This is a genomic window from Glycocaulis sp. (assembly GCF_052168375.1).
GTDB lineage: Bacteria > Pseudomonadota > Alphaproteobacteria > Caulobacterales > Maricaulaceae > Glycocaulis.
The window spans coordinates 1-15185 of the sequence record NZ_JBQLZR010000346.1 but is presented as its reverse complement, the minus strand read 5'-3'; the positions used below and the strand labels follow the sequence as shown (position 1 = coordinate 15185).

The following is a 15185-nucleotide window of genomic DNA, read 5'->3' as shown; positions in this document are numbered from 1 at the left end:
CCGAGGGCGATGCCCGCGCCGCGCGCGATTCCGACGAGGACCGCTCGCGGCTTGCCCAGCAGCTCGATGCGGCCCGCGCCAGCGAGGCCGAACTGGCCGAAGCTGCCCGCGAGGCCAGCGCTGCGCTCGAAGAAGCGATGAGCGAGCTGAAAGCTGCCATGTCGGGTGCAGGATTGTCAGGCGATACGCTGGACGGGTCCAGTGACGGGGAGGACCGCTAGTGTCCAAGGTCACGATCTCGCTTAATGGCCGCCCCTTCACGATCGGATGTGAGGACGGCCAGCAGGCATACCTGAAGGAGCTGGCAGGCCATCTCGATGGTCATGTGCGCGACCTGGCCGACAAGGTCGGTCAGATCGGCGAATTGCGTCTCCTGTTGATGGCATCGCTCATCGTTGCTGACGAAATGCGCGAAGCTCAAGGCAAGGTGGAGGCGCTGGAATCCGAACTGCTGGACGCCAAGGGCCATCTCTCACAGGCAGAAGCGCGCCGCCGCACGGATCGCTCGCGTGCCGCCGATGCAATCATCAAGGCAGCCGAGCGCCTCGAGGCGCTTTCAGGGACAGATGGCAGAGACGCTTGAGCAAAGCCTCGCGACACACCATGTTCACGGGTGTGGCGGTGACTGGAGTTCTCGTCAGGCTCTCACATCCCGGCGACCTTACATCTCTGAGAGGGAGCTGCCTCTGATGTCGGCCGTGGCCTTCATCACGCGGCACCCACCTGGTACTCCGGGTCATCAGGGTTGTTACATAGCCAACGGCCCGTCTGGTGCCGCCACACCCTCCTTTATGCCGGGACGATCATGCTGAGCGGCTGGCTCAAGGCCCGTGCCCGCCGCCATGCGCTGGCAAGGCGCGAAGGCCTCGCGGCAGGGGCGCCGGATGCCGCCCACGCGCTCGCAGGCAATTTCCCTGATGCGGCCTGGCCTGCAGTCAATGCCGTGGTGTCCGGCTACTGGCCGGTACGCGGCGAGATTGATCCACGCCCGTTGATGGAAACCTTCTTGCTTGAACAGGCCCAGCTCGCCCTGCCGGTTGTCATCGCGAAGGATGCGCCCTTGCAGTTTCGTGCCTGGACGCCCGGCGACGGTCTGGAAAAAGGCGCGTTCGGCATCGATGTACCGGAGGCGCGCAAGCCCGTCCTTGTTCCCTCGCTGGTGCTTGTACCGCTGGCAGCGTTCGACGACCGGTGTCACCGCCTTGGTTATGGCGGGGGCTTCTATGACCGCACCTTGAGCGCGCTGCGTACCGCTGGCCCGGTAATCGCGGTGGGGCTTGCCTATGAGGGCCAGCGCGTGGGCCGCATCAGCGCCGGCCGCCATGATGTGGCCCTTGATTATGTGGTGACAGAGCAGCGCTGCTACCGCGCCGCGCGCTGAGGCGGTCGCCGTTCACACCGCAGGCATTGGCGAAGCGGCGGCGAAGGGTTACATCCCGCCCTCAACGCCAATCAGAACCCGCCGATAACGAGATTTCTTCCCCGATGGCAGCTTTCAGCGAACAGCGCGTGCTCTCTGTGCGCCACTGGACCAGCAGTCTGTTTTCCTTCCGCGTGACGCGCCCGGCGAGCTTCCGCTTCCGCTCCGGCGAGTTCGTGATGCTGGGCCTGATGGTCGATGGCAAGCCGCTCCTGCGCGCGTATTCCATTGCCAGCCCGTCCTGGGATGAGGGACTCGATTTCTTCTCGATCAAGGTGGCGGACGGTCCGCTGACCTCCCGCCTGCAAACCATCCAGGAAGGCGATACGATCCTTCTGGGCGCCAAATCGGTCGGCACGCTGGTCCACGATGCGCTACTGCCCGGCAAGCGGCTCTATCTGCTTTCCACCGGGACCGGCATCGCCCCCTTTGCCAGCATCATCCGCGATCCGGAAACCTATGAGCGCTTTGAACAGGTGATCCTGACCCATACCTGCCGGGAAGCCGCAGAGCTTGCTTATGGCGAGGCGCTGGTGGCGTCGCTGAAAGATGATCCGCTGGTGGGCGAGCATGCGCACAGGCTGGTTCACTACACCTCGCTGACGCGCGAGGATCACCCGCGTACCGGGCGTATCACGGCTCTGATGGATTCCGGCCAGCTCTGGGCGGAAACCGGCGGCCCGCTGGACCCTGCAACCGACCGCGTCATGATTTGCGGGTCACTCAACATGATCAATGACTGCAAGGCGCGCGTGGAGGCGGCCGGTCTGGACGAGGGTTCGAATGCCCGTCCGGGCGCGTTTGTGGTCGAGAAGGCTTTTGTAGGGTAGGGCGGCGCCATGCGGCTTGCATTTTTCGGAGACGTGGTCGGCAAGTCGGGCCGTGATGTGCTGGTGGAAGAGCTGGGCGCCTTCCGCGACCGGCTGAAGCTCGATTTCGTCGTGGTGAATGCGGAGAACGCCGCGGGTGGTTTCGGCATTACCGAACGCACCGCGATCGAGCTGTTTGATGCTGGCGCGGACGTGCTCACCCTTGGAAACCATTCCTGGGACCAGTCTGAAGCCCTGACCTATATCGAGCGCGAGCCGCGCCTCCTTCGCCCTGCCAACTATCCCACCGGCACTGCGCCGGGCCGGGGCACCGGGCTTTACGAAACCAAATCTGGCGCGCGCGTCATGGTTATGAACGTGCTTTTGCGCCTTTACATGCAGCCGCTGGACGATCCGTTCGCGTGCGTCGATGAAGCCTTGAGCGCGACGCCGCTGGGTCAGGTGGCCGACGCCATCATCGTTGATGCCCATGGCGAGGCGACGAGCGAAAAGCATGCGATGGGCCATTTCTGTGATGGCCGGGCGAGCCTGGTTGTCGGCACGCACACGCACATCCCGACGGCGGATCACCAGATCCTTGCCGGAGGCACCGCCTACCAGACCGATGCGGGCATGTGCGGCAGCTATGATTCCGTGATCGGCATGGACAAGGAAGAACCCTTGCGCCGTTTCACCACCCACATGCGCTCTGGCCGGATGCAGGCGGCCAGCGGCCCGGCAACGGCCTGCGGCGTGTTCGTGGAGACCGATGACCGCACCGGCCTTGCCGTGCGCGTCGAGCCGATACGCTTTGGCGGCGTGCTGTCGCGCAGTGTCCCGGAGGCGTGACGCCTCAGGCGCCCGTGGCGTTTTCCAGCGCTGAACAGATATCGTTCACGACGCTGTCGATCAGCTTGCGGTCACCTTCGGCCATGACGCGGATCAGCGGCTCGGTACCGGATTTGCGCACCAGCAACCGTCCCTTGCCGTTCAGCCGGATCTCGCCTTCAGCGATGATCTCCTTCACCTTGGCATTGTCCAGCGGGGCCGCGCCGTTCGCATAGCGCACATTTTTCAGGATTTGCGGCGCAGGCGTGAAGACCTTGAGGAGCTGGCTTGCCGGCTTGCCGGACTCGATCAGCAGCGACAGCACCTGAAGCGCCGCGATCAGCCCGTCGCCTGTAGTGGCAAAATCGCTCAGCACCACATGGCCGGATTGTTCGCCGCCCAGATTGGCACCCGATGAACGCATGGCCTCGACCACATAGCGGTCGCCAACCTGTGTGCGCTGCATCTCGATGCCCTGTTTGGCGAGATATTGTTCGAGGCCGAGATTGGACATCTGCGTGGTAACGACTGTATTGCCAGCCAGCGTGCCAGCGGCCTTCCATGCGGTTGCCAGAAGGCCGATGATCTGGTCACCGTCGACGATCTTGCCCTTTTCGTCGCACAGAACGACACGGTCGGCATCGCCATCAAGCGCAATACCGAGATCAGCGCGGTAGCGCTTCACATTCTCCGCGAGGTCGAGAGGCGCTGTTGCGCCGCAATCCTCATTGATGTTGAAGCCCGTCGGTGTGTTGTGCAGCGGCACGACATCGGCGCCCAGCTCCCACAGGACTTTCGGCGCGACCTTGTAGGCCGCACCATTGGCACAATCGATCACGATGCGAAGGCCGGACAGGCGCATGGAGCGCGGCAGAGTCGCCTTGGCGATCTCGACATAGCGCGCTTCGGCATCGTCGATCCGTTTGGCGCGGCCGATATATTTGGGCTCGACGAGATGCTCCGACGTATCGGCATCCATCATCCGCTCGATTTCCAGCTCTGCCGCATCATCGAGCTTGTAGCCGTCAGGGCCGAACAGCTTGATGCCGTTATCCTCGTAGAGATTGTGCGAGGCGGTGATCATCACGCCCATATCGGCACGCAGCGAGCGGGTCAGCATGGCGGTCGCCGGTGTCGGGATCGGCCCGAACAGGAACACATCCATGCCCGCTGCGGTAAACCCGGCCACGAGCGCGGATTCGATCATGTAGCCGGAAAGCCGGGTGTCCTTGCCGATGACGACCGTGTGGCGCCGCCCGTTCTCGCGCTTGAAATAGTGGGCCGCCGCCATGCCCAGCCGCAGGGCCGTCTCCGCCGTCATCACTGACTGGTTGGTCGTGCCGCGAACACCGTCCGTGCCGAAATACCGTTTGATCATAGTCCCCGCCCCCTTAAGTGAGCCCGCTGCGACCGGTCTTCTTCCAGTCATCGAGAAAGGCTTTGAGGCCCGTCTCGGTCAGCGGATGCAGGATCATGGAATCGAAAATCTTGGGCGGCAGTGTGGCTGCATCACAGCCAATTCTGGCCGCCATCTCCACATGTGTGGCAGAGCGCAAGGATGCCGCCAGAATAGCGGTCTCGTAGCCGAACTGGTCGTAGACCTCCCGGATAGCCTCCAGAAGGCCGAGCCCGTCTCCGCCCATATCCTCGATACGGCCCACGAAAGGCGACACGAACGTGGCTCCGGCCTTGGCCGCCAGAAGCGCCTGGTTCAGCGAGAAACACAAGGTGACGTTTGTCGGAATGCCTTCGCCGGAAAAGATGTGGCAAGCCTTGAGGCCGTCCGCGGTGAGCGGCAGCTTGACCACGACATTATCGGCAATGGCACGCAGGCGGCGGCCTTCCTCAAGAATGCCCTCAAGGTCGGTGGCAACCACTTCGGCTGAAACCGGCCCGTCTACGGCCGCACAGATCTCGGCAATGCGCTCGAAAATATCCGCACCGGATTTTGCCATCAGGGACGGATTGGTGGTGACGCCATCGACCAGCCCGGCGCCGGTGCGCGCGGTGATCTCGGAAATTTCGGCTGTATCGAGGAAAAGCTGCATCTGGCGGTCTCTTCTAGCGGGGGGTGTCCGGCAGGATGAAAATGCGGATTCGCCGGATCAGGATTTCCCGGTTCTTGCCTTCCGGGTCCGGCCAGATGCCCACCGATTCATTGAACTCCTGGCCGTCATAGACGGGCGCGTCCCACTCAAAGGACAAGGTCGTGTAGCGCGTGGTGATCGGTTGCTCGCGCCAGCCGCTATCGCCATAGCCCGAGGTGAAATAGCCGATATGCACGGTCTGCGGCCCGTCCGCTTCTACGGCGCGGACCTGGTATTCCACGCGGATACGCCGGCCGGAAATGCGGGTTTCAAACGCGTCCGGTACAAAGGCGGCAATCCCGGCAGAAAGAGGTCCTGCCATCTCGAAGCTGGCGGTGGAAGACGCGCGCGCCACCGGACCATCTTCATGTCCGGGATCAAAGCGCACATTCGTGCCGGGACCATTGACCAGATCAGCCAGCGCCACGCCCTGGAAGACAAGCTCGTTCTCGGTCACGACCGCCGCCGCATTATATGGACGCATGAGAAGCGCAGCCGTAATCAGCAGGGCCGCAATACCTGCAGCCAGCGGATAGAAGGCCCAGTCCGGAACATTGATCCGGCCGAGGGTGGCGAGCCTGGACATCATCTTGCCGGAGCTGCCTCCCGGGCAGTGCTGCTGGTCTGTAGGGACAGGGTTGATCAAGAGCCCTTTTGGCATGGCCGTCAGGGCTTGTCACCGCCCAGAGGGAATCACGATTTCCCTCACTGTGCGAATGAGGATCACGGCATCGCGCCAGAGCGACCAGTTGCGGGCATACCAGTCGTCCAGACGGGCCCGTTCGGCAAAGCTGGTCGCATTGCGCCCGTTGACCTGCCAGAGGCCGGTAATGCCGGGGCGCATACGCACATAGGCGCTGAAAGCCGGTCCGTAATCAGATTGCTGGTCAAGCGTCATCGGGCGCGGGCCGATCAGGCTCATATCGCCCTTGAGGACGTTGATAAGCTGGGGCAGTTCATCGAGGCTGAACTTGCGTAGCCAGTGCCCGGTCGCCGTGATGCGCGGGTCATTGTCCAGCTTCTGGAAGGTCTCCCACTGCGCCGCGCGCTCAGGGTCGGTTTTCAGTACCTCGGCAAGGCGCGCCTCGGCATCAACACACATCGTGCGGAACTTCAGGCAGCCAAACGTGCGGCCATCCTTGCCGACACGCGGCTGGACGAACAGGGCCGGGCCGCCATCGCGCCGGATCAGCATTGCGAAGGCCAGCATGGCGGGCGCGATCAGAATAAGGGCCGCTGCGCTCGCGAGAATGTCGAAGGCCCGCTTGGCCCGGCGCGCCAGTGGACGGTCCAGGCTGTCACCGATACGAAAGACGAAGCCGTCAGACGGCGGGTAGTCGATGAGGTCGATATTCTGCGTCGGGATACGGCCAATGGCGGGCTGGTAATAGAAACATTCCCCGCGCGCGCTGAGCTGGCTGGCGAGCCGGTTCGCAAGGCCTTGCGTCGTCTCGTCAGGCGCCAGGAAGGCAGGGATGTCACCCAAGGCATCGAGCCAGCGCGCGAGCGCCGCGTCATCAAGTCCGTCAAGGCTTTCCAGCGGCACCGTCGTCGCGGCGACAAGCCCGTGATCGGCGTTGCGCTTGAGAATGGCGAGCTGCTCGGAGCGTTGCGCGGCCGGCGTGATCAGGGTCACGGGCTGGGCCCAGGCGCCAACGGCCTCAAGGCCGGCGCGCGTGGCAAACCGCAAGGCCAGCATCAGGGCGGGCAGGGAGGCCCACAGGACCAGGGTCGCCGTCCGGAGGCCGGGCTCACCGCTCATCATGTGCACGGTGCTGGCGCCCAGAAGGGCGAGCGCGCAGGCCATCAGTATCGGACGGACCTGATTGGCGAGACCCTGGCGGGCCCGGTAATGGCCGCGCGAGCGCAGCCACAACAGGACGACACCAAAGAGGCCAAGGCTGGCGCCAATATGACGCAAGGTCTGGATGTCATCGCCCACCGGTGAGGCGAGCGGCAGGGTCAGGCCCAGCATGATGGCGAAGGCCAGCATGTCGCTGAGGCCGAAAGCGCGCAGCACGTTGGCGTGTTGCAGGAGCGGACGCACATCAAGTTGGGTTTGCGGGCCATTGGCCCGGTCCAGCACGCCGTCTGATCCAAAGTGAAACGCCATGTATACCCTCCGGGGCCGTCCGGCGCGTTCTGCACCGGATCAGGAGGGGAGATACGCAAGAATCCTGCCGCGAGGAGCTGCGGGGGCGGCTAGGGTTTCGGGCGTGAGATGAGCGCCGCGGCAATCGCGAGCGCCAGCGCGCCGTGATGCCATTCCTGCCAGATGCCATAGCTGAAGGCGACATTCACCAGCCAGACCGAAAGCGCAAAGACGATCATCATGACTGTCAGTGCCGGGAAAGCGGGCGAAACCCGGATCGAGCGGGCAAGCGCAAGCAGTGCGCCTGCGATGAGGGCGGCACCGGCGAGACCCGTTTCCAGCCAGATCGTCAGGGACGCATTATGGGCGTGCAGCGGTAACAGATCGATCTCGTAGCCGCGCAGTTCGGTTGAACCGTCGAGCACTCGTGAAGCCCCGATGCCATGACCGGCCAGCGGCGCCTCCCAGATGCGCTCCAGCGCAAACCGCCAGATTTCGAGGCGCCATTCCCACGACATGGGCATGGCCGCGCCCAGTTCCGGCCCGGCAAGGCCGAGCAGGAGCGTGAACAAGAGCGGGCCTGCGAGGATCAGCACGGCGAGCGCGGTCAGAATGAACTTCAGCGTGAAGGCCGGCCAGCGGGCCGCCAGCGCCGTCATCACGATGGCGGCGGCAAGGGCAGCGGCATTGGCCTGGACGCCGTAATCCAGCGCCATGATCACGGTCACAAGGGCTGCAAGGACAGCAAGGATGCGCATCGACAGCACCTTGCGGGTCCACAGGAGCATGACCGCAATGCCCGTCAGCATGATCGCCGGAGTGGCGCCCCGGCTGAGGACCCGGTCGACGCGGATCTGCAGGTCTGTGCGGGCAGGGTCATATCCCTCCACATCGAGCTTGTAGCTCAAGGTCAGATCACCGCCGGTCAGCGATTCCATCGCCATGATGACGAGGATAAAGATGATGCAGGCGATGAACGCGCCCTGCGCCAGCACCTGGCGCTCAGGCGCGATACGGGCAGCGGCAACCGGCACGATGATGAAGAGCGGCGTCAGCAGCGCGAGCTTCAGTGCCTCGTCAGGATTGCGGTAGGGCGACCACACATGGCTGACACTGGCCCAGACAAGAGCCGCCAGCGCCAGCAGAGTGACCAGTCCGGGCCGGCGCAGATGGCGCCACAGCGTGGTGCCGGGCATCGCAAAAAGCGCGTAGAGGCCGCCCGCAGCGGCCAGACCGAGACCGCCGGCAGGGATCAGGAAGGCCGTCATGAACATGACGGCGAGCCAGGCCCACAAGGCCCGGCTTTCCTCACTGAACATCGAGCGGACGGCCTGCATCATGACTCTACACCTGAGAGCCCATCTGGATGCGGCAGCGTGTTCCAGAAATGCAGTTGCCAGCCATCCGGGCCGTGCGTGGCAAGGCCCCAATGCCCGGTGCCCATCTTGGCTTCCTCGGGCGGCGTCCCTTCGTTTGCGAGCAGGGCATGGAAGAAACGCAGGATTCCGTTCGAGGAGAGGAGGACGGCCGTGTCGCCGGAGGCGCTGGCGTTCGCTATCTCGTCCAGTATCGCCCGGGCGTGACCGGTGATCGTCGCGCCATCTGGAGACCAACCTGCACCTTGCGGCATGACCGAACGGTCACGCCAGGCCCGGATTGCATCCTCGCCCCACGCCGCTGCAATCTCGGCATCGCTGCGTCCGCCCCAACTGCCATAATCGATTTCGCGCAGCCGGGGCTCTATCGCGATCTTGCCTTCAAACCCGCATTCGGCTGCCAGCAATTGCGCGCCAATGGCGGTGCGCTTCAGGGGCCCGGCAAGAATGCGTGAGGGCACGATGCCCGCTTCCTTCAGGGCAAGCCCGAACTGAACGGACTGGATGCGGCCCTTGTCGGTGAGCGGCAGGTCTTCGCGCGCGCCGACCCAGACCGGCGTGTCGCCGGGTCCGAACGTATTGCCGTGCCGGGCAAGGATCAGGCGCATCACACAATTTCGCCTTCGCGGGCAATGATTTCAGCGGCGATGTCCGCATCACGCGGGCTATCGACCGACCACGGCGTGCGGCCGCGATAGTCGGTCAGGACAACACGGATCGGAATGCCATTTTCCAGCGCGCGCAACTGCTCAAGGCTTTCCGCCTTTTCCAGCGGTGTCGGCTCCATCGCGACGAGGCGCTCCAGCGTATCAAAGCGATAGGCGTAAAGCCCGATATGCTTGTAGACCGGCGTGCCAGCACTTTTCTCGCGCTGGAACGGTATGACCGCCTTGGAAAAGTAGAGGGCGTTCATGCGGCGGTCGAAAACCACTGTTGTGCCGCCAACCTCGCCGCGCGCCTTGGCCTCTGCCATCTTCGCGTAGGCATCATCGGTCAGGGCTACTGCAGGCGTGGCCATGGCAAGGGTATCGTCGGAGGCCATCTCGGCAGCCACAGCCTCGATTACCCATGGCGGGGTCAGGGGCGCATCGCCCTGCAGGTTCACGATGACGTCACCTGGCGTTGCAAAGGCCTTCACCGCCTCGAACGCGCGCTCGGTTCCGTTGCGGCAGCTCTCGGGCGTCATCACAGCCTCGCCGCCTTCGGCAGTAACCGCATCCAGGATTCGCGTGTCATCCGTGGCCACGATCACCCGGTCGACGCTTGCCGCCGCCAGCGCCAGACGGCGCACACGCTCCACCATGGCAATGCCTGCAATCTGGTGCAGCGGCTTGCCGGGAAACCGCGTCGAGCCATAACGCGCCGGGATGACCGCGATCACGCTCATGCGCCGGCGCCCGCCTGCGTTTTGCGTCCTATGTAGAGAACATCGCCGCGGAACAGGCCCCAGCGCGGCTCTTCCTCAGGCGGCAGGCGCCATACCTCGACATCGAGCCCGCTGGCTTTTTCAAACCTGTCGGCAAAGTCGCGTCCGTAATAGCGCACATGGCCGGTATCGTCGTAATGGGCGAAGCGTTCCGCCTCGCTGATGTCCGGGCCAGCCTCGAAGGTGTCTTCGCGCGCCCAGTTCTGCGGCACGGTGATGATCGCCATGCCGCCCGGCGCGAGGCAGCGGCCAATCCCGGCCATGGCCTTGCGGTCATCGGGTACATGTTCAAGCACATGGTTGGCCACCACCATGTCGACCGAGCCTTCGGGCAGGGTGATGTCGGCAATGTCCATGGTGAGGTCGGTCTTGCCCGGAACAATGTCTGCCGCCTTGTAGCCGGGATGGCCCGACAGCATGCGCTTGACGTGCTTTTCCGGCGCGAAATGCAGGATCGTACCCAGCTTTGACAGGTCGATTGCCTCGCGGCTCAGGAAAAGGTGGATCAGCCGGTGACGCTCGCGCGAGGAACAGTTCGGGCAGCGCCCGTCCCAGCGCGGCGGTGTGCCCAGCGCCAGAAACACGCCGTGATACCCGCAGATCGGGCACTCGCGTTTCATCTTCGGCACAGAGAACTGGCGGGGGTCCTGCAATCGCGATTGCAGACGCTTCAACCAGATGCGCATGGGACAGCCTTTCATAAGCTCTGCAGACGCATAGCCGGGAAAGCCTGCATTGGACAAGTTTGCCTTTGCTTTTTCACCGCGCTGCGGGCAGCGGGTTTGCTAGCGCCCGGCCTATGCGATAGAAGGCGCGCTTTCCCGATATTGCGCTTCTGCGTCCGGGCAGAAGTGATTGCAGGAGGTTCCCCATGGCCGGGCATTCCAAATGGGCCAATATCCAGCACCGCAAGGGCCGTCAGGACAAGGCGCGTGCCAAGCTGTTCTCCAAGCTTTCCAAGGAGATCACCATTGCCTCCAAGATGGGCGGGCCTGATCCGGACATGAACCCGCGCCTGCGTCTGGCGGTTGCCAACGCCAAGGGCCAGTCCATGCCCAAGGACAATATCGAGCGCGCGATCAAGAAAGGTCAGGGCGGCGATGTCGAGGAGTATTTCGAGATCCGCTATGAGGGCTTTGGCCCGGCCGGTGTCGGCCTGATCGTCGAAGCCTCCACCGACAACAAGAACCGCGCCGCTTCCGACGTCCGCGCAGCTTTCTCCAAGAATGGCGGCAATATGGGCGAGACCGGCTCTGTCTCCTTCATGTTCGACCAGGTTGGCGAGATCCGTTTCCCGCTCTCGGTCGGCGATGAGGTCGAGGTGCTCGAAGCCGCCATCGAGGCTGGCGCTGAGGACGTGGCCCAGGAAGAGGGCGGCGAGGACGAAGAGGGCGAGCACGTTGTCTACTGCGCCCGCGAGGATCTGGCCGAAGTGAGCGAGGCCCTGCAGGCCCGCTTTGGCGAGGCGAAATCGGCCAATATCATCTGGAAGCCGCAAAACCTCATCGAGGTCGATGGCGACAAGGCCGCGACGCTGATGAAGCTCATGGAAGCGCTCGAAGACCTTGATGACGTGTCGAATGTCTATGCCAATTTCGACATTTCCGACGACGAGATGAGCAAGCTCGCCTCGTAAGGGACCTGCTCGCAAGGACGCTGATACCGATGCTGATCGCGGTAGACGGGCCACTGGCCTCCGGCAAGGGAACCATCGCGCGGGCACTTGCCGCGCGCTTTGCCTTGCCGCACCTCGATACCGGCACGTTGTACAGGGCTGTCGCCGTAGCCGTTCTGGAAGCAGGCAGCGACCCGTCTGATGCCTCCGCCGCAGAGGCGGCCGCGCGCAGCCTCGACCCGTCGCAGATTGACGAGGCGAAAATCCGCACGGCCGGTGCGGGCGCTGCGGCGTCCATCGTCTCGGCGCATCCGCAGGTGCGCGCCGCCCTGAAACACGTCCAGCAGGCTTTTGCCCGCCAGCCGGGCGGCGCTGTACTCGACGGGCGTGATATCGGCACGGTGATCGCGCCGGACGCTGATGTGAAACTCTTCGTCACCGCCAGCGCGGAAGTGCGTGCCTCCCGCCGGTGGAACGAGCTGGTCGGGCGCGGCGAAACGGTCGCTCTCGAACAGGTGATGAGCCAGCTTCTCGAACGCGACGGGCGCGATGCCGCCCGTCCTGATGCCCCCCTGCTCAAGGCCGATGATGCCATCGAGCTGGATACGACCGACATGGACGAGGGCGAAGCCATCCGCGCCGCCATCGACATTGTTGCAGGCCGGATGAAGCCCTGAGGCCGCCGGTCAGGCACAGATTTTTTGTCATCCTGACTATACTGGCACTTTCATTTCCCGTTCAGATGCTCTTCCCTTCAATCCGGGGCAACAAGAAGGGGGAGATACCACCATGCGTGCAGCTTTGCTGGCGATTGCCGCCGGAACATTCCTGTTTGGCGCAACTGCACTGGCCGTGCAGGAAAGCAGCGATCCGGACAATGACAACCCGCCTCGCATAGAGGGTATCCAGCGCTTCGAAGCGGTGCGGGTACAGCCCGTCATGACGGCGCGCCAACCGGCTCCCCAGACCACCCAGCAGCAGACCCCGTCGCAGTCGGGCAGTGTATTCCGGCAGGCGCCCGCAGGGTTGCAGCCGGCCCGCCAAAGCGCCGGTACCGGCCAGCTTTCTGACGAGCGCCTCGCAGAAGCCGCCAGCATGGCCAGTCTCAACGCGGATTCGGTTCGCAGTGCAGTAAGCCAGTCACCGCTCTTTCTGGCCGAGCTCGACTATCGGGGCTTGAGCGCCGCCACCGCCCTGAACCTGACGATTGCCGATGGCGCGCAGATCGACCTGCCGCTCTACTTGCGCGAGACCGACCTTTCTGCCGAACCGGCGATTGCCGCCGTGCTGGCCAATCCGCAGAGCCTTGGGGTTATCGGCAGGCCTGATCAGCGCAATGAGGTATTCCTTCTGGAGGACCGGCTTGTCGTTTCGCGCCAGCTTACCGTTCGGGTTCCGCGCGATGCCTGCTCTGCGCCGCGCAATGACGCTGCGGGGCGCCAGTTCCAGAACGAGTTCTGCTTGCAGTTCGTGCCGTCCGGCCAGCGCACGGACTTTGCCCGTGTGCCCGGAGGCACGACGCTTCAGCCTGACGACATTATCGGCGCGCCGCCGACCAATGCCGACCTGCGCGAGGAGGCTGAAGCATTGCGCGCCGAATTGCGCGCCATGAACCCTCGGGCGATCTATTCCCATGACGTGACGGTGGCCGAGGCCTTGCGCCTCAATGACGACGCGCTGATGGCGCTGGAGCTCAATGGCGAGGAGCGTGAGGTCACCCATGTCACGGTCATTCCGCTCGACGAGACCATGCGCGTGCCGGGTCCCTTGCGCCCTGACCTTCTGACCGCACCGCCCTCGCGCCTGCCTGACGGTCTGCAGATGAATGCGCCTGTTGGTCCGGCTATCCGTGTCATACCGGACGTCTTCCGCCAGCATGTGCTGACGCGCGCCGATCTGATGCCGGACCGCCGGATACGCGGCGGCATGCGCCTGCCTGATGAAGCCCTGAACAATGGCCGCCCGGCGGCGATGCCAACCTTCGAGGAAGGCTTTCAGGTATTCACAATGCCGCAAAGCGTGACGGCACAGGGTGTGATCGATCCGGAGATCGCCAACCGGTTGCGCGGCTTTGATCCGCGCCAGGCTGTGATCACGACCAATGAGACCTTCTACTTCCTGACAGGGTTCACCATCTCGCGCTCGATCGAGGATCGCTACAAGCGCACCTTTAACAAGCGCAAGAACTACTATGTCGCCTTCGAGTACTCGGTGGGCTTCGGCCTCGGCCTGCGTTTCCCGTTCGAAGTGCAAACCAGCTCGACCGAATTCATGATCGAGATGAATCCCGATGAATGGCGTACTCAATCGCTTTCGGTAGCATTGAGCGCGCGGGGTGTCTCCGGCGCCGAGCGTGTGCCGGGTGTGCCGTCGGTCTATCTCGCTTCCGGGCTCGACCCGTCCTTGCGCTTCGATGACCAGGAGTTTGTCTTCCGCCTCTGGGCGCGTTGCCGGCTGTCAGTCCGCGCGCCGGTCGTGAAGACGGTCAGGGTCAACTGCCCCAGCGTCGACATTCCGCGTGCCGGCACCTGCCCGGACTGGGCCTGCCAGCGCTTCACCCCGCCCATTCATGCTGGCAATCGGGAACTTGGCCGGGTGACCCTGCCCGCCCGCGTGACGGGCCTGCGCATCAATGCCTGGATCGCTGAGGCGGGTCTGGAGCCGGGCGTGAGACTGGAATCGCGCAATTCGACCCTAAGCTTCAACTTCGCCGCCAATGGTGCGCAGTTCGATGCGGAGGGCGGGCTATCCTGCCGTTCCACCAGCCGTGGGTCTCCGACAACCCGCAACACGGCTATCTCGCCTCAACGGTGCAGTCTGGAGTTCTTCCGCGCCGGCCATGAGAGCAATAACCGGATGAATTTCCGGATGAACGGCCTGCCGGGGCGTGACGCAACCGCCATCCTGTCCGATCCAGTCTATGATTTCACGCTGGCGCTGATCCCGTTCATCGACCTCTATGCGGCGATCGACATATGGCTGGCGCGCTGGGAACTGCGCCACACCTTCGACATTCCCGGACTGACCATCACGCAGGACTTCACCTTCCCGCGTCACGATGGCACCCGGCAGAATGTCGTTTTTGGCCAGTGCGATCCGAACCGCCGCAATGTGGAAGCCTGCCGCAATGCCAGCATCCGCATTCAGGAGCGCACGCGCGGGCCCGGCTAGCGCAAGCGGGCTGTGCGGTGTAGGGCAGGGCGCATGAGTGTCCTGCCCGCATCCCCCCTCCCGTCCCGGCTTGGCTTCGGCCTTGCCGGCGCGCTGGGTACATCTCTGACAACGCTCCACGACGCAGCACGGTTGGCAAAGCGGGCGCATGCAGCGGGCATTCGCGTCTTTGACACCGCGCCCGCCTATGGGGCTGGTGAGGCAGAACGCCGTCTCGGAGCTGGGCTGGAAGGCATTCCGAGAGAGAGCTTTTTTGTCTCCACCAAAGCGGGCGTCACCAGCGCTGGTCTTGCCCGGCGGATGCGTGATTTTTCGCCGGGTGGCGTCGAAAAGTCCGTGCGGGCCAGCCTGAACCGGTTGG

General features: G+C 64.0%; 17 protein-coding genes and 1 other RNA gene. 10 read left to right on the top strand and 8 right to left on the bottom strand.

What is annotated here, in order from left to right:
* From ACTS2Z_RS14365 to ACTS2Z_RS14340, 6 genes are all read left to right on the top strand, one after another.
* Positions 1–221: DUF4164 family protein (locus ACTS2Z_RS14365; RefSeq protein ID WP_442573887.1), on the top strand; the 221-nt coding region annotated here is incomplete at its 5' end.
* Positions 221–583, top strand: coding sequence for a cell division protein ZapA (locus ACTS2Z_RS14360; RefSeq protein WP_442573886.1), 363 nt, complete (start codon positions 221–223; stop codon positions 581–583). The genes ACTS2Z_RS14365 and ACTS2Z_RS14360, both read left to right, overlap by 1 nt.
* 36 nt (positions 584–619) lie before the next feature.
* A non-coding RNA gene (gene ssrS, locus ACTS2Z_RS14355) (6S RNA) lies at positions 620–779 on the top strand.
* Between the two features lie 26 nt (positions 780–805).
* Positions 806–1381: a 5-formyltetrahydrofolate cyclo-ligase gene (locus ACTS2Z_RS14350; protein WP_442573885.1), complete on the top strand. Its 576-nt coding sequence runs from the start codon at positions 806–808 to the stop codon at positions 1379–1381.
* Between the two features lie 104 nt (positions 1382–1485).
* The gene (locus tag ACTS2Z_RS14345) at positions 1486–2250 is read left to right on the top strand and encodes a ferredoxin--NADP reductase (protein WP_442573884.1); all 765 of its coding nucleotides are present in this window, start codon (positions 1486–1488) and stop codon (positions 2248–2250) included.
* 9 nt (positions 2251–2259) lie between these two features.
* Entirely contained in the window at positions 2260–3078 is an 819-nt protein-coding gene (locus tag ACTS2Z_RS14340) for a TIGR00282 family metallophosphoesterase (protein ID WP_442573883.1), read from the top strand.
* Positions 3079–3082: 4 nt separating this feature from the next.
* Here ACTS2Z_RS14340 and glmM read toward each other — a convergent pair whose 3' ends face one another.
* The 8 genes from glmM to ACTS2Z_RS14300 all read right to left on the bottom strand — a co-directional run bounded on the left by glmM (position 3083) and on the right by ACTS2Z_RS14300 (position 10724).
* Entirely contained in the window at positions 3083–4435 is a 1353-nt protein-coding gene (gene glmM, locus ACTS2Z_RS14335) for a phosphoglucosamine mutase (protein WP_442573882.1), read from the bottom strand.
* A gap of 13 nt (positions 4436–4448) precedes the next feature.
* On the bottom strand, positions 4449–5105 hold the full coding sequence (fsa, locus tag ACTS2Z_RS14330; RefSeq protein ID WP_442573881.1) for a fructose-6-phosphate aldolase: 657 nt from the start codon (positions 5103–5105) through the stop codon (positions 4449–4451).
* Between the two features lie 13 nt (positions 5106–5118).
* On the bottom strand, positions 5119–5733 hold the full coding sequence (locus tag ACTS2Z_RS14325; RefSeq protein WP_442573880.1) for a hypothetical protein: 615 nt from the start codon (positions 5731–5733) through the stop codon (positions 5119–5121).
* A gap of 87 nt (positions 5734–5820) precedes the next feature.
* Entirely contained in the window at positions 5821–7257 is a 1437-nt protein-coding gene (locus tag ACTS2Z_RS14320) for an exopolysaccharide biosynthesis polyprenyl glycosylphosphotransferase (RefSeq protein ID WP_442573879.1), read from the bottom strand.
* A gap of 89 nt (positions 7258–7346) precedes the next feature.
* Positions 7347–8576 (bottom strand): O-antigen ligase family protein, encoded by a 1230-nt coding sequence (locus ACTS2Z_RS14315; RefSeq protein WP_442573878.1) that lies wholly within the window; start codon positions 8574–8576, stop codon positions 7347–7349.
* Positions 8573–9220, bottom strand: coding sequence for a histidine phosphatase family protein (locus tag ACTS2Z_RS14310; protein ID WP_442573888.1), 648 nt, complete (start codon positions 9218–9220; stop codon positions 8573–8575). Before ACTS2Z_RS14310 ends, ACTS2Z_RS14315 begins: the two co-directional genes overlap by 4 nt.
* The gene (gene kdsB / locus ACTS2Z_RS14305; RefSeq protein ID WP_442573877.1) at positions 9220–9999 is read right to left on the bottom strand and encodes a 3-deoxy-manno-octulosonate cytidylyltransferase; all 780 of its coding nucleotides are present in this window, start codon (positions 9997–9999) and stop codon (positions 9220–9222) included. Before kdsB ends, ACTS2Z_RS14310 begins: the two co-directional genes overlap by 1 nt.
* Positions 9996–10724 carry a class I SAM-dependent methyltransferase gene (locus ACTS2Z_RS14300; RefSeq protein WP_442573876.1) on the bottom strand — a complete coding sequence of 243 codons (729 nt, stop codon included), beginning with the start codon at positions 10722–10724 and terminating at the stop codon, positions 9996–9998. Before ACTS2Z_RS14300 ends, kdsB begins: the two co-directional genes overlap by 4 nt.
* 185 nt (positions 10725–10909) lie before the next feature.
* Between ACTS2Z_RS14300 and ACTS2Z_RS14295 the strand changes: the two genes are divergently transcribed.
* The 4 genes from ACTS2Z_RS14295 to ACTS2Z_RS14280 all read left to right on the top strand — a co-directional run.
* The gene (locus ACTS2Z_RS14295; protein WP_442573875.1) at positions 10910–11674 is read left to right on the top strand and encodes a YebC/PmpR family DNA-binding transcriptional regulator; all 765 of its coding nucleotides are present in this window, start codon (positions 10910–10912) and stop codon (positions 11672–11674) included.
* Positions 11675–11703: 29 nt separating this feature from the next.
* Positions 11704–12330, top strand: a complete 627-nt coding sequence (gene cmk, locus ACTS2Z_RS14290) for a (d)CMP kinase (RefSeq protein WP_442573874.1) — start codon at positions 11704–11706, stop codon at positions 12328–12330.
* Positions 12331–12442: 112 nt separating this feature from the next.
* The gene (locus ACTS2Z_RS14285) at positions 12443–14824 is read left to right on the top strand and encodes a hypothetical protein (RefSeq protein WP_442573873.1); all 2382 of its coding nucleotides are present in this window, start codon (positions 12443–12445) and stop codon (positions 14822–14824) included.
* 33 nt (positions 14825–14857) lie between these two features.
* A partial coding sequence (locus ACTS2Z_RS14280) for an aldo/keto reductase (RefSeq protein ID WP_442573872.1) occupies positions 14858–15185 on the top strand: 328 nt, incomplete at its 3' end.

Coding starts and splice junctions, on each gene's coding strand:
- ACTS2Z_RS14325 (WP_442573880.1), bottom strand. CDS start 5,733: ATGATGTCCAGGCTCGCCACCCTCGGCCGGATCAATGTTCCGGACTGG.
- ACTS2Z_RS14340 (WP_442573883.1), top strand. CDS start 2,260: ATGCGGCTTGCATTTTTCGGAGACGTGGTCGGCAAGTCGGGCCGTGAT.
- ACTS2Z_RS14315 (WP_442573878.1), bottom strand. CDS start 8,576: ATGATGCAGGCCGTCCGCTCGATGTTCAGTGAGGAAAGCCGGGCCTTG.
- ACTS2Z_RS14320 (WP_442573879.1), bottom strand. CDS start 7,257: ATGGCGTTTCACTTTGGATCAGACGGCGTGCTGGACCGGGCCAATGGC.
- fsa (WP_442573881.1), bottom strand. CDS start 5,105: ATGCAGCTTTTCCTCGATACAGCCGAAATTTCCGAGATCACCGCGCGC.
- cmk (WP_442573874.1), top strand. CDS start 11,704: ATGCTGATCGCGGTAGACGGGCCACTGGCCTCCGGCAAGGGAACCATC.
- ACTS2Z_RS14345 (WP_442573884.1), top strand. CDS start 1,486: ATGGCAGCTTTCAGCGAACAGCGCGTGCTCTCTGTGCGCCACTGGACC.
- kdsB (WP_442573877.1), bottom strand. CDS start 9,999: ATGAGCGTGATCGCGGTCATCCCGGCGCGTTATGGCTCGACGCGGTTT.
- ACTS2Z_RS14310 (WP_442573888.1), bottom strand. CDS start 9,220: ATGCGCCTGATCCTTGCCCGGCACGGCAATACGTTCGGACCCGGCGAC.
- ACTS2Z_RS14350 (WP_442573885.1), top strand. CDS start 806: ATGCTGAGCGGCTGGCTCAAGGCCCGTGCCCGCCGCCATGCGCTGGCA.
- ACTS2Z_RS14285 (WP_442573873.1), top strand. CDS start 12,443: ATGCGTGCAGCTTTGCTGGCGATTGCCGCCGGAACATTCCTGTTTGGC.
- glmM (WP_442573882.1), bottom strand. CDS start 4,435: ATGATCAAACGGTATTTCGGCACGGACGGTGTTCGCGGCACGACCAAC.
- ACTS2Z_RS14300 (WP_442573876.1), bottom strand. CDS start 10,724: ATGCGCATCTGGTTGAAGCGTCTGCAATCGCGATTGCAGGACCCCCGC.
- ACTS2Z_RS14295 (WP_442573875.1), top strand. CDS start 10,910: ATGGCCGGGCATTCCAAATGGGCCAATATCCAGCACCGCAAGGGCCGT.